This window comes from Staphylococcus pragensis (assembly GCF_004785665.1).
Classification (GTDB): Bacteria; Bacillota; Bacilli; order Staphylococcales; family Staphylococcaceae; genus Staphylococcus; species Staphylococcus pragensis.
Genome location: NZ_SRPJ01000001.1, coordinates 352608 through 369325, shown reverse-complemented (window position 1 = coordinate 369325; position 16718 = coordinate 352608). Strand labels below are relative to the sequence as shown.

The following is a 16718-nucleotide window of genomic DNA, read 5'->3' as shown; positions in this document are numbered from 1 at the left end:
ACTCCTAGAACAAGAATTCATCTATTGTTGTCTGCTGTTGTAATTCTTCTTTTCTAAATAATTTATGCTTACGTTTCATCTTTGCTAACTCATCTTTAGTCACAAATTCTTTAAAATGCTTATCACTCATTCCACCTTTATTAGCAAGATAGAAACTACCGTCATCTCTAGGCAGAACCCTAAGCATTTCCCAACCGTCACTTTCATATAGGCTATATGCGTTAGGTTGATTTTCTCTAAGTCCCATATTCGACCACACCCTCCCTTACACGACGTTCTGCAAGTTTCTGGAAGTATATATCCTCCAACTTGTCTTGGTCGCCCTGTGCGTATTCTATGAGTTTCTGAGCATACACATCTGAACACTCAAGATTGAGTTTGATGTCGTCTATCGTCACCATGCGTCACGTCCTCTGAAATCATCTCCTAGCACTCGAACCGTTCTTGCATTTTGTTTCATACGTGAATTGATCCGTTGCCAGTTCATATTTTGATTTAATTCTTTGTCACTAAAGTTAGTAGTAAAGATATTATTCTTACCTACTCTGTTATCTACGATTGAAAATAGTTTGTTTAATGTGTGTTCAGTGTTTTCTACACCTACATCATCAAGTACAAGTAAATCTATGCTGCTTAATAGCTGTACGAGTTCATCTGTCGTTTCAGTAGCGTTGTTATTGTATGTTGCTTTAATGCGTTCCATTAGCATTGGAATGTGCATGAATGCTACCGAATACCCTTGTTTCTTAATTGCCTTTGCTATGGCATACGCTAGGTGGCTTTTTCCAGTACCATATGAGCCTTGTAGTATTAATGACTTAGGTTTATCCAACGAGAATGTTTTAACGTACTCAATAGCTGTATTCTTCGCTTGTATTTGATGTTCGTTTTGTGGTTGGTAACTTTTAACTGTTGCATCACGTAAAGACGCATTCACATTAGATTGGTTAAAGATACGATTGAGATACTTTTGCTTTCTCTGTTGTTCAGCTTCTTTACCAGCAGCAATCATTGAGCAATCACAACCATGTCTGAACTCTTTTCCGTTATTGAATTTGTAATAATCGTAGGTGTTGCCACATCTTTCACATTTAAGATTATGTTCTTCTTCTACAATATTTTGATTAGGCTTGATATTTCTTGCTAAACTTCCTAACGATTGCATTGCTTATCACTCCTAGTCCCAATAACTTTCGTCATACTTCATTCTGTTTAGTTGATCCATGCCACTAGGTTGTAGTTCTTGCTGGAAATCATTTAAATAACTTTCTTGTGATAGGAAGGTTTTAGGATACTTTTGATACTGTTTATCTGTAATTGTTTTTAGATATTCTCTAGTCCCATTCATAATGGTGTCGAATTCATGTTTTTTAAGTGCTGATTTGAATAAGCTGAACGCTTTCTTCTTATCTAGCTTTTTATCGTAAAGTTTCCACCATTCTTCAAAACGTTCACGCGTAACGTCAGTTGCGCTATTATTAATTGTCTTACTGTTACTTGTTATATTGTTATTTGTAATACTGTTATTTGTAGTGGGTTGACTGTCGACCGATTGAATTTCAACCGGTTGACTGTCGACCGGTCGGATATCAAGCTGTCGAGGATTATGAAATAATGTGTATAAATTACTTCCGTAGATATTTCCATTCTGTTTTCTATCAACCTGTAAATAACCTGCGTTTTCTAATTCGCGTCTAGCACGTTGATAACGTTGCTTTCCTATATTAAGTTCATGCTTGATTAACTCAACGCTAGGAAATGAGCTTTCATCTGCACCAGCATAAGCCGATAAGTAACTGTATAATGCTTTAGCTTCTATACTGATGTTTCTATCTTTCATTACTCGTTTGAATACAAGTCCGTAACCAGTAATGCTAGTTTTCACCTTGTCACTCATACTTCATCACTTCCGTACAATATCCACTCAGGTGTAGTGTTGAATTCTTCTGCCATTCTTCTAATTGTTTTCATTGGTGGTAACTGCGCTCTGTTTTCCCAACGACACACAGCTAATCGTCCTACACCTAAACGCTCACCAAATTCAGATTGGAGCATATTAGCATCTAATCTTATTTCATTTATGCGTTGAGCAATTTTCATTCTATTCTCTGGTCTAATCATTATTGATCGCATTTATTTTCTCTCCTTTCAGCATTCTGTTTAGTCTGTCATCTACTTTGATCCAGCTATCCTGTAAGATATATTTCTCATCAAAAGACTTAACGCCTACGTTGTGCTGTTCGGAATGATGTTCTCTGCATAAAGCTAATACTTCATAATCGTAATGCTGCATCTTCTTACGATTAGCACCACGACCTATTGCGTAATGATGTGCAAGGTCTGCTCCGCTTTTGCCACATAACACACAGTTACGATTGACTGTTGCCCAATAAAGTAACGACTTATCACCTTTTAATAAATCACTTGTTTTGTAAGCAAGTATTATTCCGTTAGCGAATACCCAATCGATTGTCACTTCGATAATCTGACTGGCTTGTGTACGTGTGCAGTTACTAAGTGAAATGCGTTCATCATATCCGTAATACGTTCTTACATATTCGATAAACATATGACGCATGTAATCCATCGGCATACCTGTATGGACTTCTATATCCTTGACAAGTGCGAATATCTTCTTACGTTGCTTGTTTGTAATTCTGAATGGATCAACTGGAATGACATCGACTTCTACATCAAACCCGTTATCGAGTAAGAGCGAAGTCTTGTTATCTAGTTCTACACCCTCAATGACAACGGTTGTTGTACCGTCATCTTGAGTAATGTAATTTTTGATTTTAGCCAATTAAATCAGTCCAATCAGAAAGGTAAATCATCTATATTGTCGTCAACATTGTTGTTAGCGAACGGGTTATTACCTGCTGGTGCTTGCCCTCGTTGTTGTTGAGATTGATTGTTTTGTTGATTGTTATTCTTTGGTTCTAAGAATTGAACGCTGTCAGCCACAACTTCTGTTACATATACACGTTGGCCATCTTTTTCATAGCTGCGTGTCTGAATACGACCGTCTACTCCGGCAAGTTGTCCTTTTGATAGATAATTATTTACGTTTTCTGCTTGTCGTCTGAAAGCTACTACATTTATAAAATCAGCCTCTTGTTCGCCATTTTTATTTTTAAACGGTCTATTTACTGCTAATGTAAATCTTGCATTCGCTACATTGCCTTCATTAAAGTTTGGATCTTTCGTTAATCTACCTACTAAAACTACTCTGTTTATCATTACTCAATCTCTCCTAACCATGTTTTTATAAGATTTCTTGTTTTATCAATTTGTTGTCTTTCTAATTCATTTACGTCCATATTTTTCAACTTGATAATTTCTTTTTTAAATTGTTCGGTTTTCCCTGCATTTTCGACTACTTCAATAAAGTTTTCTGCCTCTTTCTTAGTTAGTTCTTTTAGTTCATCACTCACGTCTGGTACTTCTTCACCTAAATATAAGTAGTTGCCCAGTCCAAACTTAGCTGCACATTTAACCATGCACCGCTTAGTTGCTTTGTTAATATCAAATATTGCAGTAGCACTACCAACCGTTACTGGTTTATTTCTGTAATCTAAAACTGGCAACCATTCACGTTTAGTTACACCGAACACTGTTAATTCGACGCATACCATGTAACCTTCGTTGGTTTTGAGATAGGGAACAAAAAAATTTTCATTTGAACAATCTGGATAAGGAAATTCAATTACTCTCTCTGTATAATTTGGATCTTCTTTAGTTAATTCTTGTTGTACATACGCCCACGATAAATAATTTAAGTTTTGTTTTTTTTCAACATGCGCACTTACATCTCTACTGTTTAATTCTCTAAACTTGTCTGAGAAGATAGGTTGTTCAGTCATTGTTTACCTCCTCCAAATCTTCAAAATTGTATACTTTTCGTGTTTCTTTCGTTTCAATTCTCGATACTTCAATCAAGTGTTTATCCCAATCTATATCGATTTCGTCTAAACCGTTGAATTTACGAGCATTACTTCTTAAAGCGTTGTAATTAGCATATTCTTGAGCAGTAGGTTTATTAGTAATCCAACGTCCAAAGTGATTATCTTTAATGCGATACTCTACTTCACAATTTGATATTGGCTCTTGCATTCACATACTCCTCCAATCGTTTACCTGCTCTGTCCGCTCTAGCATCTGCACTTTGATATAGGCTTATATATAAATTGATACTGTCGTTTAAATCTTTGATATGCTCGTTTGCAGTATCTAGTTGTCTTTTTAATTTCTTGTTTTCTAAACTAACTAGAACTAAATCTCTACTGTCTTTAAGTAGGTTGTTATGTTCTTTTAAAGATATAGTTACCTCTTGCATGATTAGTCCTCCTGTAATATGATTAAGTCGAAATTCATTTTATTAGTGCTTGACTGTTTGCTATTGGCGTAGCAATCAGTCTTTTTTTGTGTAGTAACAAGTGTCAAAAAACAAATAAGTTAGTGTAGATACTAACAACGCATATGCAGCTGCATTAGTGATGAATACATTTAAAGCAATTAACAATAGGAAAAACACTGCAATAAACATAAAGCCTGTTATTAAAAATAATTTGTCATCCTTTGTCATTTCTTCATCCCCTTATAAATCTCTTTCTTATAATCTTTTAAAAATTTCCACATTAATTCTGCGTCGAAGTAATGAGATGAACTTCCACCTTGACCTTCAAACCAAATGTCATTTTCTTTGAGGTATTTATTAAATCTAGGAACTTCTAATATTCTTTTTTCTATTTTGTACCTACTCAACTTCGACTCTTTGATTAGATCTTCCATAGTCCAAAACGCAGGTAATGAATTACTTACCAATTTTTCAAATTCAACTTTAGGTATAAGAACATGAGTGTCAGGTAATGTGAATGTTATAGTTTGTTCCATTTATTAACACTCCTTTCGTGTATAATTGATTTATCCCTTAATGAAGGGAGGTGTGAAATATGGACATCAAATTCTTGCAATCTTTAGATTTTTTAATTCAAAAAGCGAACAAAGAGCATGTAACAAAAAACTGGAATATTGTTTTTGAATTAAATAATGAATTACTTACTGCTAATTTCATCAAAGATACTGCAAACCAAAATGCTGTTTTCAGTAGTATCAAATCAGATGGCGATAATGAAAAAATACCTCTAATGTCTGAAAAGTTATATCGTAAATTACGTGCTGGTAACGACTTCGAAGGTTTTGAAACCCCTTTAAAGAAAATAATTCGTTATTTAGAAAGCGAAAATTCTTTCGACGTTTATAGACTTTTAAAGTTTTATATTGATCAATTCGAGGTCGACTCATCTCGGTTAGATAACTTCGCTTTTGACGTTAAAAATCTAAAAACCGGTGAATGTTTCTCATTTATAGAGATTGATAAATCTTCAGAATTACAATTTGTCACATTGGTTACTGATAAAGATTTACAAACTCTGACTCATGTTTCAAAGTAAGATGAACTAATTGAAGGACTGCGTATGCTTCTCTATACGTAAGTTCTTCTTTTTTCATTTCTTTTAAAACTTTGTCATGTACTTCAAATGTTCTATGAGTGTTCTCTTCCCCCGCTGCTCTCATTGCTTTCTCGTAATCAGATTTCATACCATAAAGTCTCCACTCTGCATCATTCATGTATTCTTGATTTTCTAGCATTTGAATTCCTCCTTTAAGTTGTTTGTTCGATTGTGAGAGGTGGTCAGACACCACCTCTTGTGGTATAATTAAATTGTTAATATTTACTCGTTGGCTGCTTATTTAGCAGTCTTTTTTTGCCCAGTCTTTTTTGGGGTTATCAATAATCAATTCACCGTTGTTTTTAACGTAGTATTCAATGAAAGAAGGACTATCTTGTGTTAATTTGTCATTATATTTATCAATAAACTCTTTCAATGCTTCAGAAAGGTTGTAACCTTTAACTCTTAAATCATCATCAAATTTCTTTTGTAACACTTTTCGTATTAATCTATCTCCATCAAAACCATCAATTCTAAATAACGAATACAATGCTAATGCCACTTTCGTTCTTTTAGGTGTATTAGTTTCATTTCTAAACTTTTCATAATACTTTAAGAAATTAAGTGTTTCTTCAAAATTAATAAATTCAAATTCTCCTGATTTTATAAGTTCAGTAACACCTGTGGCAGTAGTGTTGTTTCTTGCGACTGAAATAACTACTGTGGTACCCGCATACTTTTTATTAAGTAAATTCAAAAGTGACACATATTCCTCAGAACCTTGATTTGCATAACTCTCGATAAAGTTAAGTAAACTCCATGGTCTTTGAGTTGTATTCATACGCACAATATCGTGTTCAGTTAGTCCTGGTTTAACAATGTATTCAATTGGTACTCCAGCTTTTTTTGCATGCTCTAATCTATGTTGACCGTCAATAACAACCATGTATTCGTTCACAATTATCGGACTAATAAAGCCTTCTTTCGCTTGTTTCAGCATTTCATCTGTAAAAAGAATATTCCTGTTAAATTTAGTGAATTTGAACATATCTAAATCGTCCGTTTTATACACTTCGTTTACTGGTAAATTCATTGTGTTTTGTTCAAATGCTTCTCCGTTAATATCTACTCGTTTCATAATTTATTGCTCCTTTAACTTTTTAATAATTTCTTCTAATTTGTTTATTACTTCTTTTTCATTAATATGATTTTTATAATTTTGTATAAATAGTTCTGATGGTTCTAAGATTTTCAATAATATCGGCGTATAATCTTGGTTATCATTTTCTTTAGTGAAAGTTGCTGCATTACTAGGTTGATCCATCATATCTTTAACTTCATTTCTAAAGTCATCTGCCAGATTTTTATAGTATTCACGTTCACTTTCAAGATGTTCATTCATATTTTTTATACTTTGGTAATCTTCTGGCTCCATATACTTCTCAATCACTTCCGGCTCTCTACTCTCTGCGTCCTCTAGTTGTTTCTTAGCAATCTCTTCTGAGCGTTGTGCTTGTTCTACTTGAGATTGAAGTTGGGCGTTTTGTTCGTCACGTTGTTTGAGTTGTTTTTTTAACTCTCGTAATTCTCGAACTGTCATTTCATCTGGAGTTTTAACTTCCCCCGTTGATGTTGTGTGTTTTTTAGTGCGTTCTGGTTCGGGTAACGTAGCAATCATATCCAATGCATTTAATCCCAAATTCGTATACGTATACGAATTTAACTTTTCAGAAACTCTCATCATTTTGTTTGCGGTACTGTGATTAAAGTTCATATTTTCTAACCACTTACCAAACTCACCGTGTGCTAAGTCATTCTCTTTCACGTGTTTCAATCTTCGACCAATCTCGAAAATCGACTGACCAGCAATATTTTGGTAACTCTTGATTTCTGTTTCTATTGTGGTTAAGTCATTACTAAGTTGTAATTCGTTCAATTATTATCACCTCTATTATCACTTAAAGTGATATTTATATTAAATTTTTTTAGCCTTTATATAATCAACTTCAGTGTTGAATAATTTGGCTAAAGCATAAAGTTGTAACCCTTTTAATTCAGCATCATCTTTTTCCCATCTTATTACAGATTGCTTAGTGACACCTAATTTATCAGCTACATCTTGTTGTGTCATTTTTGAATTAGTACGCCACACTTTTACCGGAAACTCTTTAAAATCCTCTGGCATTTCGTATCACCTCCTGTTGACACTTACAACTATACTATCACTTAAAGTAATATGTCAACACTTAAAGTGATATTTTTTTAGAAATAGTGATAATAAGTGTTGTAAAGTAATATCACTTATGGTAAATTAGTATTACATTAAGTAATACTAAAGGAGAAAAAAACATGGAATATAAAAGCGCTAGAAAAATTTTATCGGAGAACTTAGAACAACTTATGAAAGAAAATAACATCACTCAAGTAGAATTATCTGAAGCAATCGGCGTAAGCCAGTCCACAATCTCTAACTGGCTAAAAGAAATTAAATATCCTAGAATTTCAAAAATACAAGAATTAGCCAATTACTTTAATGTACCTAAATCTAGAATCACAGAAGATAAAAGTTTACAACAAGATACAATGGCTGCTCATTTTGACAAAGACGGTTTAACTGAAGAGGAAATTGAAGAAGTAAATAAATTTATTCAATGGGTTAAGAACAGAGATAAATAAAAAAACAAGTCTACATAAGCAGACTTGGAAGGAGTAAAAACAGTGAGCAAATATAATAATGGTTCAACTAGATCATTAGGTAAGCCTAGTAAAACAAAAGGGACTAGAAAACCACCAGGAAACAAATAATTTACATCTCTATAAAATATATTTGGATTTTTTCGGTTATATTTATTAGAACTTTGGGTTCATTATCACATTGTTGTGACCATTTGACTATGTCTTCAAAAGTTTTAAGTATAGGCTCTTTGTCGAAGGGTTCAATAATCAATTCGTTAGGTTCATTATAGTTTGTGTTCAAATTTGTGATATATCCACAATTTATTAAATTTTTATCAAAATCGAAAATATACGCAACTGTATCATTGGGATTATTAAATACAATTTCTCTAACAGGTTCCGCATACTGATAAGCTAATCCGCTCCCATTTCTAGAATTATTTATAGATTTTCTAATCTTTTCTAAAATTGTTAGCGGAATTAAAAACGGATAAATTGTAGATGAAATTAAAGCTATTATAAGACTTAATAAAATTGAAATTTGAAGATTAAAGAAATTACTGAATATTAGTATTAAAGAAAACAGAATAATAAAATTTAAAATTGATAATAATACGTTATAAAATACTTTATCTTGATTGTCATATACTTTAATTTTTCCCATTTTATTAAGTAAAAGAAATGAAAGAAAACCAAGCCCTCCAGATGAAATAATTACACTTAAAATCGGCATGTCTAAAGTATTCAAAGATTCACCTACTTTTTTTATTTATTATATCACAATTGATACCAGGTACTAAAGAGAGGATGATTTTTTGGGGTTATTTGAAGAATTATGTATAAAAAACGACTGGATAGAAATCGAAGAAACTAATCGTTTACCTAAATTTCAACCCGGCTTTTATATAAACGGTAAAATTTATATCAATAACAACCTATCCGAAACACGCAAAGCCGAAGTGCTATACGAAGAACTAGCACACCACAAACTTACATATGGGAATATCTTAGATCAATCTAAAGACATAAATCGCAAATTTGAAAACTACGCTAGGCGTCACGGGTACGAAGCAGCACTTCCCCTACGCATTATTGTGGAGGCACATAACTATGGTGTAAGTAGCTTATACGAACTAGCGCAGTATGTTCAGTTAAGTGAAGGACACGTATTACAAATATTGGAACATTATAAAAATAAATTTGGTATTGGAACTCACTACGGTAATTACTCTATCATGTTTGATCCGTTGAGGGTGTATAAATTGCATAGAGTGGATTAGTGTTATGGTAATTGTTTAATTAAAATATTTAATCAGAAAGGATTTGATTCTATGTTTGAAAACATTCTTGCTTCTATTGGAATAAACTCTGTGAAGGTCGAAACTTTAGTAAAAAACAAAAGTATTCATAGTAATGATACTTTGGAAGGAATTGTAAGAATAGAGGGTGGTAGTTCTGTTCAAACTATTAACAAAATTTCATTAACTTTAGTAGAAAGATATGAAAATCCTGATAAAAATAGTCAATTTCCTGTTTTAGAAAATGAATTACAAACATTTACATTACACACAGATGTTGAATTAAAAGAACACCAAACAATAACAGAAGAATTCAAATTTAATATTTATGAATATGAATTTAAAAGCGAACCAAAACATTTAATATTAAAAACACATGCATATGTAGGTTATTCAGTTGATGCTTATGATGAAGATAAAATTGTTTTCAAATAAGAAATTAATGTTTTTATAAAATCTTATTATTAAAAACAAACCAAAGGGGATATATATTATGAAAAAATTCTTAGCATTAATTTTCGCAAGCACATTAATTTTAGGAGCATGTGGACAAGTTGGGGATAACTCGAATAAAGATAATAAGAAGTCGAACGCTTCGAAGAGAAATAAGGATTCAGAAAATCAATCTAGTAAAAAACAAAGTCGTACGTATACCGCTCAACAATATAACTCTTTAGTAGATGACTATAATACAATGATAAACAAACCAGAAAGTAAATCAAAAGTATCAAATAGTGTTTCTCAGTCCAAATATAACGCTTTACTTAAAGAATATAACGCACTTGTTGACGAAGCTGAAGATTAATATTCCAGGGTAGCAGGCTTACCCTTATTCATTATGGCAATCATGGTATTACATTGAAGTCGTTGGGAGTATTTAAATTGTATGAGGTGTATTGAATTTATCTATTTTAAGGAGACTAGAATTGATAATTTTAAACTGCAAAATAAAATCAAGTGAAATTGTTTACGAAGTGAAAACGATTAAAAATAATTACTTCACCTATTCTTTACCTAAAGATACCACATCTTATAAAGTAAGAAAAGTGCTTAAAATTATTGAAAGTAAAGTAGATGAAGACGAAGATTATTTAAACAAAGGAGGTTGAGGGATGGAGAATAATAATGAAAAAGTTTATAAATCCTTTTTAAATATCACAACAAAATTGATTGATATTTACAATGATGCAAATATAGAAAATAGGAAAATTAAGTATTTACCTGAGTGGTTAGATTTTTATACAACTCAATTACTAGAAGAAAACAAAAGCAACTATAAATTATATTCAACGTACAAAAGAGGCACTATCATTTATGTAAACTTAGGTAGCAATATTGGTAATGAATTTTCTGGCAATCATTTCTGTATCGTCATGGATAAAAAAGATAATCCCAAGAAAAGCACTCTCACAGTAGTACCTTTATCTTCAAAAAATTCAACTCATTATAAACAACTAACCTCTTCTATTTTTGACATTACTATAGATGAATTGAATAAGAAAGTTAAGGAATTAACTGATGAAGCTGATAAAATTGGTGATTTTGCTAATCTAATAATGGATAAACATGAATCTTATATAAAATCCAAAGCGGAGAGAAGCGCCTTACTATTTAAATATGGTTATTTAACGGAAGAACATATAGATAAGCAATATGAAGAAATTGAAAATTTGATAAAAGAAGAAGCTGATAATTTCAAAGAAAAAATATCTAAAATGAAAAAGAAAGCAGAAAATATTAAACTTGTGCGGAAAGTTTTCAATAGACATAAAAACAAACAATCTTTTGCAAATGTTTCTGCAATAACTACAATAAGTAAAAAAAGAATTCAAAAAATAAACAGTGAAGATCCTACAGGAAAAATCAGAATTAGCACTGATGATTTAAAGAAAATTGAGAAACAAATAATAATCAGATTCATAAAAAGTTGAAATTAAGGGTAACATCTGGTACATTTATATTAACAATTCGCGGTGAAATCCCGCTTTCTACTTTAATAAGTAGCTCATTCCCGGTGAAATTCCGGTGACCAGATGTTAATTCATCTGGTCTTTTTTTTATGCAATATTACAGGTAGCCCGCCTACCCTTATTATTTTTTTAACCATTCAGTCGAACATACGTTCTTTAAAGGAGGTGAAAACCATAACCAAAACGGAAATATTTTAGAAAGGATGGATTTTATGTCTGTTAAAAAGATTAAAGGCACTTGGACTTACGATTTCCAATATGAAGGAAAACGATACAGAAAAAGAGGGTTTAGAACTAAAAAAGACGCTATACAAGCTGAAAGAGAGTTATACATTGATCTAAGTAAAGGTGGTCAATTAGCAAACGATATAACCTTTATAGAATACTTTGAAAGATGGATTAAAGTAAATAAAGTAGATAGAGTATCTCAATCCACACTAAACAGATATTATAGTGCTTTAAATGTGTTTGAGGAAAAGTTTGGTTCTATTCTCATTAAAGATGTCAGTCAATTAGGTTACAGAGAAATGCTTAAAGAATATGCTGAAGGTCAATTTATTGGTGGTAGAAAAGAAGGTAGAACAAAAGAAAGCGTAAAAAAATTAAACAATTGTTTCTCTCAAGCTTTTAAAGACGCATTAAATGAACGTCTAATTTATAAAGACCCTACGTGGAATGCGCCAATCTATGAGAAAAAAGCAGCAATGAGTGAAAAGCAAAAGTATTTATCTTTAAAAGACTACCAATTATTAAAACAAACCTCATCTACTAAATCACATTTATCGTATCTAGCAATTTATATATTGATAGCAACGGGTGCTAGATTTAGTGAAGTTCAGAAACTCAAAAGAGTGGATATCAATAAAAGCCAAAACACTATCCACTTGAGAGGAACTAAGACTAAATCAGCCGACCGTCATGTAGCGATTACTTCTAAAGATATGAAACATATCATAGATGTGATAAATTCTAAGCCACTTCATAAAGACGGTTATATATTTAATACTGGTATTTCACTCATTACTAACAAAGCAGTAACAACTGCAATGAGGAACATATTGGCCAAAAACGAATTGAAAAGCGATTATGGACTTCACTCTCTAAGACACACGCATGCTTCAATGTTATTAGGTCATGGTTTTAGTATACAATATGTTAGTAAGAGATTGGGTCATGCAAACATAGAAATTACATGGCGAGTATATAGCCACTTACTTGATGAGATGAAATCGCAAGAAGATGAAATGTTAGATTCAAAACTCTCTTTTTTCTAAAACCGACAACAAGTCGACAACGAAGTGCTTGAAACCCCTTATTTAAAGGTAACAGACAATCCCTCCGTTTCCGTCATTTAAAACCACCGTTTTTTCGGTGGTTTTTTCTTTTCTATTATCGTTTATAAAAGCCCGATTTAACGGGGTTTTAAGCTAATTTGATTTGTTGAAATAAAATTAACTTGCTCAATTTATTCTAGAATCCTTAAATTTTTGTCAACGAGTGGACAACATCACCACTAAATTATTGTTCGTTGTCCACTTTGTTGTCCACATTAAAAATGAAGCGGCTAACAGGTGTTATCCTCTGTTAACCGCTTTTCTCTATCTAATAAGACATTAATTTTAAGATTTCATCTTTTTCAATATCTCCGAAGTAATGATAGAAATCAAAGTCAGCCATGGCTTCTTTAATGTGTGTGTAATCATGTAATACACCAATAAGCGCTTCTTCTAGTTCACTGACATTTCCCTCACCGAAGAAATCACCAAAGATTCTTGCGTGTTCTATTTTGCCTTGCTTAACATCAAATTTGATTTGTACAAATCCTTTTTCAAATTTTTCATCACGTTCGAAATTATATTTTGGATTTCTACCAAAGTTCCAATCCCATGTACGATATTTTTCATTACTTAGTTGTTCAATATTTTTCCAATCTTCATCTGTAAGTTTGTATTCTTCAACTTCATGCTCCCCAAAGATTGTTTTTAAAATAATTTGTTTAAACTCATCAATAGAGATGGATTCTTCTAAAAACTCATCAATATTAGCAACACGTTTACGTACAGATTTCACACCTTTTGATTGAATTTTTTTAGGATTAACTTTTAGCGCATTTTGAACTTCTCCCAAGTCACTATTCAACATAAGCGTGCCATGACTAAACATTCTTTCTTTCACTTTAACCATTGCATTTCCTGAAATTTTAGCTTGCCCTACTTGAATATCATTTCGCCCTGTCATTTCTGCATTTACACCCATAGATTGTAAAGCTTGCACAATCGGTTCTGTAAATTTTTTAAAATTATGGAAGCTATTACCATCATCATCCGTAATAAAACTAAAATTTAAATTACCTTGATCATGGTATACTGCGCCGCCTCCAGAAATACGTCTCACTACGTGAATGTTATGTTCGTCTACGTATTGTTTATTAACTTCTTCGATGGTATTTTGATTTTTACCAACAATAATAGACGGCTCATTTACATAAAATAAAAAGTAGCTATCATCAACAGGTAAATGTTTTAATACATATTCTTCCATGGCAAGATTTATTGTAGGATCGGTAATATTATTATTACTTACGAATTTCATATTTATCTCTCCTTAATATTTCTCATATATGCCCTTATATTAGTTATGCCTTAAATAAAAAATTATTGCCAATTATATACTCAAATATGACATTAATTTTTCAATTGAATTATTATTTTCTATTTTTAGTATATATTTGTTTATTTGTAAGCTAAATTTTAGTACAATATAGTCTAGCTATGATTTGAGGAGGACTCGAAATGACTGTTGCAGAAGTAGGAAATATCGTAGAATTTTATGACGGTTTAAGAGGCCGTGTTGAAAAAATTAATGATAATTCAGTAATTGTTGACTTAACTATAATGGATAACTTCAATGAACTAGACTTACCAGAAAAAACAGTTATTAATCACAAACGATATAAAATCGTTGAATAAGAAGGTTAATAGTAAATGAAAAATATATCAAAAGCATTAATTTGGTTTATTGCAAGTTTTGTTGTTTTTCACCTTATCTTGTTTATCATGTGGGGTGAGCACCAAGAATACTGGTATTTATATACTGGAATCATGTTAATAGCAGGAATAAGTTACGTTTTTTATCAAAGAGATATTAATTCGAAACGCTTATTAACATCGATTGGCGTAGGTATTTTGACAGGTATTGTTTTAATTATAATACAATTAATTTTCTCATTATTGTCTTCACAAATATCCTATCCTGAACTTATTAAAGAATTAAGTAGAACAGGTGTTTATTTTAAATGGCAAATGCTAGTAACATTAATTTTTGTTATTCCATGCCATGAGCTATATATGAGAACTGTGTTACAAAAAGAATTAAGCAATTTCAAACTACCTACTTGGGTAGTCATCCTTATTCCAGCTATATGTTCAAGTTCATTGTTCATATATCTTGATAAATGGTGGATTGTAGCTTTTACTTTTGTTACGCAAATCGTATTATCAATAAGTTATCAATATACTCGTCGAATTGTAACGACATCACTTGGCCAAATTGTTGCGATTATATTGTTGTTAATATTCCATGGATAAAAAAACTTTTCTTAGTTTAATTTAGCTAAGATTTTTTAAAGTAATTTATTTGTATGCTCCGTTTATATAAGTGTAAGCCTTAAATTTAAGCTTTAACTTTTAACTTGAAAATTATCAATTACATTTAACTTGTAATCAGGATCTTTCAATTTTTCAGTAATAAGTGTACTCATAGGATGGTCAAAAGAACTATGATGTACTTTAACATTATCTAACAAATGCTTGTAATTTCTGTAGGTATAATCCGTCATCGTTACACGATATGCTTTATCTAACTTAATGTCTTTTAAGGTCACACGATAAAATGGTAATTCAGTCATATCCACTTCATAACGGAACCCTTGCCATAAGGTGCATAACGTTTCATCTACAATTGTCATACTGAGTTGATTCTGATCAAACTGAATATAAGAATACGTATACTCAATAATATCTTTGATTTGGCTCCCTTTTAACGTTAACTCCATAGCCTTATCAGGATGAGGATATGCATTATAAATATCTTTGTTTGTAATCATGCCTTTAAAGCCTTGCTCGCCATTTTTAGGTACATTAACACAGGTAATATCATTATCATAAGCCAGCTTGATACTATCATGGATTATTTGTGTAAATGGATGACTTCTACTTAATAAATCTTCTAATCCATTCACTTGCATACCCCAGTCATTTTCTGACACAATCTCTTTAGACCAATGTTCAATGGCTTTTCGATCATAACGAGTTATATCTAATAGTTCCTCATTTTCTGGATAGTCGCTCAAATCAATGATTTCAGATTGTATCGCTTCCTTTTCAAATGTATTCGTACGTTTTTTAAATTTTATTTTCACATGAACTAAATCTTGTGCATTTTGTCCTGCTTGAATATATGTCGTTTCATAATCATTACCAATAAAAGTTTGATGTTGATGTGCTGTAATTAGTAAGTCGATGATACCTATTTCTTTCATTAATTTTTCCGCTTCGTGAGAACTTTCTCCATGACGTGGATTTGTTGTATTAATTTTATCTAACCCACCATGATATATCACCACTAAAAAGTCTGGATGTTCTTTTTCATGTATATATCTAATCCAGCGCTTTGCAGAAAGTAATGATTTTTCAATACTAACGTCTCGTTCCATTTCTGCGTATTCATTTTTCATTAAACCTTCAGCTGTTAAGCCTACAATAGCAATTTTTACATTATTGAGTTCTTTAATAACATATGGCGTCGAAAAATATGGTTCTTTTGTCAACGCGTATTCTATATTAGCTGATAACCACTGAAAACGTGCTAATGAAACCGCCTTAGTCAAGAAGGATAACCCGAATTTAAAATCATCTGGACTAATACCACTAGCATCATATTGCATTGCGTTCATCAATTTAATCATGGGATGTCGTTTATAAGGGGCAACTATTGCATAGTAATGAGCAGCTAACGAACCAGCTAAACTCCCCCCACTATCTAATAAAATAACATTTTTATTTTGTTCTCTAACATTTTTCACATATGTTCCTGCTCGATAAATATTAGATCCAAAATCTCCATTCATAAACTGACTATGCATATCAGACGTTGCTAAAATATCGATATTAAAACTTTCATTTCTATCCACGTTTACACACCCCTCATTTAAGGCTAGTTTAACATTTATTATTATCTTAGTGTTATTGATATATTTTTTGAAAATGAAAAAGACATTTTAAGCAAATTCATAAATAAATTTACTTAAAAATGTCTAAATC

At 31.7% G+C, this 16718-nt stretch carries 28 protein-coding genes; 10 read left to right on the top strand and 18 right to left on the bottom strand.

Annotated features, from left to right (window positions below; genetic code table 11):
• Window positions 1–4: 4 nt before the first annotated feature.
• The 11 genes from E2558_RS01885 to E2558_RS01840 form a co-directional block, all read right to left on the bottom strand.
• A complete protein-coding gene (locus E2558_RS01885) occupies window positions 5–247 on the bottom strand; it encodes a hypothetical protein (RefSeq protein WP_126565296.1) in 243 nt (80 codons plus the stop codon).
• The gene (locus E2558_RS12445) at window positions 237–401 is read right to left on the bottom strand and encodes a hypothetical protein (protein WP_229716366.1); all 165 of its coding nucleotides are present in this window, start codon (window positions 399–401) and stop codon (window positions 237–239) included. Before E2558_RS12445 ends, E2558_RS01885 begins: the two co-directional genes overlap by 11 nt.
• Window positions 395–1165, bottom strand: a complete 771-nt coding sequence (locus E2558_RS01880) for an ATP-binding protein (protein WP_126565295.1) — start codon at window positions 1163–1165, stop codon at window positions 395–397. The genes E2558_RS12445 and E2558_RS01880 overlap by 7 nt, the downstream gene beginning before the upstream one ends.
• 12 nt (window positions 1166–1177) lie before the next feature.
• Entirely contained in the window at window positions 1178–1897 is a 720-nt protein-coding gene (locus E2558_RS01875) for a helix-turn-helix domain-containing protein (RefSeq protein WP_126565294.1), read from the bottom strand.
• Window positions 1894–2133 (bottom strand): helix-turn-helix domain-containing protein, encoded by a 240-nt coding sequence (locus tag E2558_RS01870; protein WP_126565293.1) that lies wholly within the window; start codon window positions 2131–2133, stop codon window positions 1894–1896. The genes E2558_RS01875 and E2558_RS01870 overlap by 4 nt, the downstream gene beginning before the upstream one ends.
• Window positions 2114–2803, bottom strand: a complete 690-nt coding sequence (locus E2558_RS01865) for a putative HNHc nuclease (protein WP_126565292.1) — start codon at window positions 2801–2803, stop codon at window positions 2114–2116. The genes E2558_RS01870 and E2558_RS01865 overlap by 20 nt, the downstream gene beginning before the upstream one ends.
• Before the next feature lie 14 nt (window positions 2804–2817).
• On the bottom strand, window positions 2818–3240 hold the full coding sequence (gene ssb, locus E2558_RS01860; RefSeq protein ID WP_126565291.1) for a single-stranded DNA-binding protein: 423 nt from the start codon (window positions 3238–3240) through the stop codon (window positions 2818–2820).
• On the bottom strand, window positions 3240–3863 hold the full coding sequence (locus tag E2558_RS01855) for a Sak single strand annealing protein (protein WP_126565290.1): 624 nt from the start codon (window positions 3861–3863) through the stop codon (window positions 3240–3242). The genes ssb and E2558_RS01855 overlap by 1 nt, the downstream gene beginning before the upstream one ends.
• Window positions 3856–4113, bottom strand: a complete 258-nt coding sequence (locus E2558_RS01850; RefSeq protein WP_126565289.1) for a DUF2483 family protein — start codon at window positions 4111–4113, stop codon at window positions 3856–3858. Before E2558_RS01850 ends, E2558_RS01855 begins: the two co-directional genes overlap by 8 nt.
• Window positions 4088–4336, bottom strand: a complete 249-nt coding sequence (locus E2558_RS01845; RefSeq protein ID WP_126565288.1) for a hypothetical protein — start codon at window positions 4334–4336, stop codon at window positions 4088–4090. Before E2558_RS01845 ends, E2558_RS01850 begins: the two co-directional genes overlap by 26 nt.
• Window positions 4337–4581: 245 nt before the next feature.
• Window positions 4582–4893, bottom strand: coding sequence for a DUF771 domain-containing protein (locus E2558_RS01840; RefSeq protein WP_126565287.1), 312 nt, complete (start codon window positions 4891–4893; stop codon window positions 4582–4584).
• 59 nt (window positions 4894–4952) lie between these two features.
• On the opposite strand from E2558_RS01840, the gene E2558_RS01835 reads away from it, so the two are divergent.
• Entirely contained in the window at window positions 4953–5453 is a 501-nt protein-coding gene (locus tag E2558_RS01835; RefSeq protein WP_126565286.1) for a hypothetical protein, read from the top strand.
• Here E2558_RS01835 and E2558_RS01830 read toward each other — a convergent pair.
• From E2558_RS01830 to E2558_RS01815, 4 genes are all read right to left on the bottom strand, one after another.
• Entirely contained in the window at window positions 5410–5652 is a 243-nt protein-coding gene (locus tag E2558_RS01830; protein WP_126565285.1) for a hypothetical protein, read from the bottom strand. The genes E2558_RS01835 and E2558_RS01830 overlap by 44 nt on opposite strands.
• 102 nt (window positions 5653–5754) lie before the next feature.
• Entirely contained in the window at window positions 5755–6591 is an 837-nt protein-coding gene (locus tag E2558_RS01825; RefSeq protein WP_126565284.1) for a ParB N-terminal domain-containing protein, read from the bottom strand.
• 3 nt (window positions 6592–6594) lie between these two features.
• Window positions 6595–7389 carry a DUF3102 domain-containing protein gene (locus E2558_RS12440; RefSeq protein ID WP_229716368.1) on the bottom strand — a complete coding sequence of 265 codons (795 nt, stop codon included), beginning with the start codon at window positions 7387–7389 and terminating at the stop codon, window positions 6595–6597.
• A 39-nt stretch (window positions 7390–7428) separates the two neighbouring features.
• Complete coding sequence (locus E2558_RS01815) at window positions 7429–7638, bottom strand: helix-turn-helix transcriptional regulator (protein ID WP_119527341.1); 210 nt, start codon at window positions 7636–7638, stop codon at window positions 7429–7431.
• Window positions 7639–7802: 164 nt separating this feature from the next.
• Here E2558_RS01815 and E2558_RS01810 point away from each other — a divergent pair, with 164 nt between their 5' ends.
• Complete coding sequence (locus tag E2558_RS01810; protein WP_126565283.1) at window positions 7803–8129, top strand: helix-turn-helix domain-containing protein; 327 nt, start codon at window positions 7803–7805, stop codon at window positions 8127–8129.
• Window positions 8130–8259: 130 nt separating this feature from the next.
• Here the strand turns inward: E2558_RS01810 and E2558_RS01805 are convergent, their stop codons facing one another.
• Window positions 8260–8877 (bottom strand): hypothetical protein, encoded by a 618-nt coding sequence (locus tag E2558_RS01805; RefSeq protein ID WP_077699538.1) that lies wholly within the window; start codon window positions 8875–8877, stop codon window positions 8260–8262.
• A gap of 67 nt (window positions 8878–8944) precedes the next feature.
• Here E2558_RS01805 and E2558_RS01800 point away from each other — a divergent pair, with 67 nt between their 5' ends.
• The 6 genes from E2558_RS01800 (at window position 8945) to E2558_RS01775 (ending at window position 12671) form a co-directional block, all read left to right on the top strand.
• Window positions 8945–9409, top strand: a complete 465-nt coding sequence (locus E2558_RS01800) for an ImmA/IrrE family metallo-endopeptidase (protein ID WP_126565282.1) — start codon at window positions 8945–8947, stop codon at window positions 9407–9409.
• Window positions 9410–9460: 51 nt separating this feature from the next.
• A complete protein-coding gene (locus E2558_RS01795; protein WP_126565281.1) occupies window positions 9461–9862 on the top strand; it encodes a sporulation protein in 402 nt (133 codons plus the stop codon).
• 58 nt (window positions 9863–9920) lie between these two features.
• Window positions 9921–10232 carry a hypothetical protein gene (locus tag E2558_RS01790; protein ID WP_126565280.1) on the top strand — a complete coding sequence of 104 codons (312 nt, stop codon included), beginning with the start codon at window positions 9921–9923 and terminating at the stop codon, window positions 10230–10232.
• Between the two features lie 121 nt (window positions 10233–10353).
• Complete coding sequence (locus E2558_RS01785) at window positions 10354–10536, top strand: hypothetical protein (protein ID WP_126565279.1); 183 nt, start codon at window positions 10354–10356, stop codon at window positions 10534–10536.
• A gap of 3 nt (window positions 10537–10539) precedes the next feature.
• Complete coding sequence (locus E2558_RS01780; protein ID WP_126565278.1) at window positions 10540–11358, top strand: type II toxin-antitoxin system PemK/MazF family toxin; 819 nt, start codon at window positions 10540–10542, stop codon at window positions 11356–11358.
• 251 nt (window positions 11359–11609) lie between these two features.
• Entirely contained in the window at window positions 11610–12671 is a 1062-nt protein-coding gene (locus tag E2558_RS01775; protein ID WP_126565277.1) for a site-specific integrase, read from the top strand.
• Between the two features lie 328 nt (window positions 12672–12999).
• Here the strand turns inward: E2558_RS01775 and E2558_RS01770 are convergent, their stop codons facing one another.
• On the bottom strand, window positions 13000–13989 hold the full coding sequence (locus tag E2558_RS01770) for a lipoate--protein ligase (RefSeq protein WP_126565276.1): 990 nt from the start codon (window positions 13987–13989) through the stop codon (window positions 13000–13002).
• A 200-nt stretch (window positions 13990–14189) separates the two neighbouring features.
• Between E2558_RS01770 and E2558_RS01765 the strand changes: the two genes are divergently transcribed.
• Together E2558_RS01765 and E2558_RS01760 are read left to right on the top strand one after the other, a co-directional pair.
• Complete coding sequence (locus E2558_RS01765) at window positions 14190–14366, top strand: YkvS family protein (protein ID WP_103297526.1); 177 nt, start codon at window positions 14190–14192, stop codon at window positions 14364–14366.
• Between the two features lie 15 nt (window positions 14367–14381).
• The gene (locus E2558_RS01760) at window positions 14382–14984 is read left to right on the top strand and encodes a CPBP family glutamic-type intramembrane protease (RefSeq protein ID WP_126565275.1); all 603 of its coding nucleotides are present in this window, start codon (window positions 14382–14384) and stop codon (window positions 14982–14984) included.
• 92 nt (window positions 14985–15076) lie between these two features.
• Here E2558_RS01760 and E2558_RS01755 read toward each other — a convergent pair whose 3' ends face one another.
• Window positions 15077–16588, bottom strand: coding sequence for a bifunctional metallophosphatase/5'-nucleotidase (locus E2558_RS01755; protein WP_126565274.1), 1512 nt, complete (start codon window positions 16586–16588; stop codon window positions 15077–15079).
• Window positions 16589–16718 lie beyond the last annotated feature (130 nt).

Excerpts from the sequence above, each read along its gene's own strand:
- E2558_RS01885 (WP_126565296.1), bottom strand. The coding sequence starts at position 247 with ATGGGACTTAGAGAAAATCAACCTAACGCATATAGCCTATATGAAAGT.
- E2558_RS01855 (WP_126565290.1), bottom strand. The coding sequence starts at position 3,863 with ATGACTGAACAACCTATCTTCTCAGACAAGTTTAGAGAATTAAACAGT.
- E2558_RS12445 (WP_229716366.1), bottom strand. The coding sequence starts at position 401 with ATGGTGACGATAGACGACATCAAACTCAATCTTGAGTGTTCAGATGTG.
- E2558_RS01810 (WP_126565283.1), top strand. The coding sequence starts at position 7,803 with ATGGAATATAAAAGCGCTAGAAAAATTTTATCGGAGAACTTAGAACAA.
- E2558_RS01850 (WP_126565289.1), bottom strand. The coding sequence starts at position 4,113 with ATGCAAGAGCCAATATCAAATTGTGAAGTAGAGTATCGCATTAAAGAT.
- E2558_RS01830 (WP_126565285.1), bottom strand. The coding sequence starts at position 5,652 with ATGCTAGAAAATCAAGAATACATGAATGATGCAGAGTGGAGACTTTAT.
- E2558_RS01790 (WP_126565280.1), top strand. The coding sequence starts at position 9,921 with ATGAAAAAATTCTTAGCATTAATTTTCGCAAGCACATTAATTTTAGGA.
- E2558_RS01835 (WP_126565286.1), top strand. The coding sequence starts at position 4,953 with ATGGACATCAAATTCTTGCAATCTTTAGATTTTTTAATTCAAAAAGCG.
- E2558_RS01775 (WP_126565277.1), top strand. The coding sequence starts at position 11,610 with ATGTCTGTTAAAAAGATTAAAGGCACTTGGACTTACGATTTCCAATAT.
- E2558_RS01840 (WP_126565287.1), bottom strand. The coding sequence starts at position 4,893 with ATGGAACAAACTATAACATTCACATTACCTGACACTCATGTTCTTATA.
- E2558_RS01760 (WP_126565275.1), top strand. The coding sequence starts at position 14,382 with ATGAAAAATATATCAAAAGCATTAATTTGGTTTATTGCAAGTTTTGTT.
- E2558_RS01825 (WP_126565284.1), bottom strand. The coding sequence starts at position 6,591 with ATGAAACGAGTAGATATTAACGGAGAAGCATTTGAACAAAACACAATG.
- E2558_RS01815 (WP_119527341.1), bottom strand. The coding sequence starts at position 7,638 with ATGCCAGAGGATTTTAAAGAGTTTCCGGTAAAAGTGTGGCGTACTAAT.
- E2558_RS01770 (WP_126565276.1), bottom strand. The coding sequence starts at position 13,989 with ATGAAATTCGTAAGTAATAATAATATTACCGATCCTACAATAAATCTT.
- E2558_RS01845 (WP_126565288.1), bottom strand. The coding sequence starts at position 4,336 with ATGCAAGAGGTAACTATATCTTTAAAAGAACATAACAACCTACTTAAA.
- E2558_RS01870 (WP_126565293.1), bottom strand. The coding sequence starts at position 2,133 with ATGCGATCAATAATGATTAGACCAGAGAATAGAATGAAAATTGCTCAA.
- E2558_RS01795 (WP_126565281.1), top strand. The coding sequence starts at position 9,461 with ATGTTTGAAAACATTCTTGCTTCTATTGGAATAAACTCTGTGAAGGTC.
- E2558_RS01765 (WP_103297526.1), top strand. The coding sequence starts at position 14,190 with ATGACTGTTGCAGAAGTAGGAAATATCGTAGAATTTTATGACGGTTTA.
- E2558_RS01780 (WP_126565278.1), top strand. The coding sequence starts at position 10,540 with ATGGAGAATAATAATGAAAAAGTTTATAAATCCTTTTTAAATATCACA.
- E2558_RS01875 (WP_126565294.1), bottom strand. The coding sequence starts at position 1,897 with ATGAGTGACAAGGTGAAAACTAGCATTACTGGTTACGGACTTGTATTC.
- ssb (WP_126565291.1), bottom strand. The coding sequence starts at position 3,240 with ATGATAAACAGAGTAGTTTTAGTAGGTAGATTAACGAAAGATCCAAAC.
- E2558_RS01880 (WP_126565295.1), bottom strand. The coding sequence starts at position 1,165 with ATGCAATCGTTAGGAAGTTTAGCAAGAAATATCAAGCCTAATCAAAAT.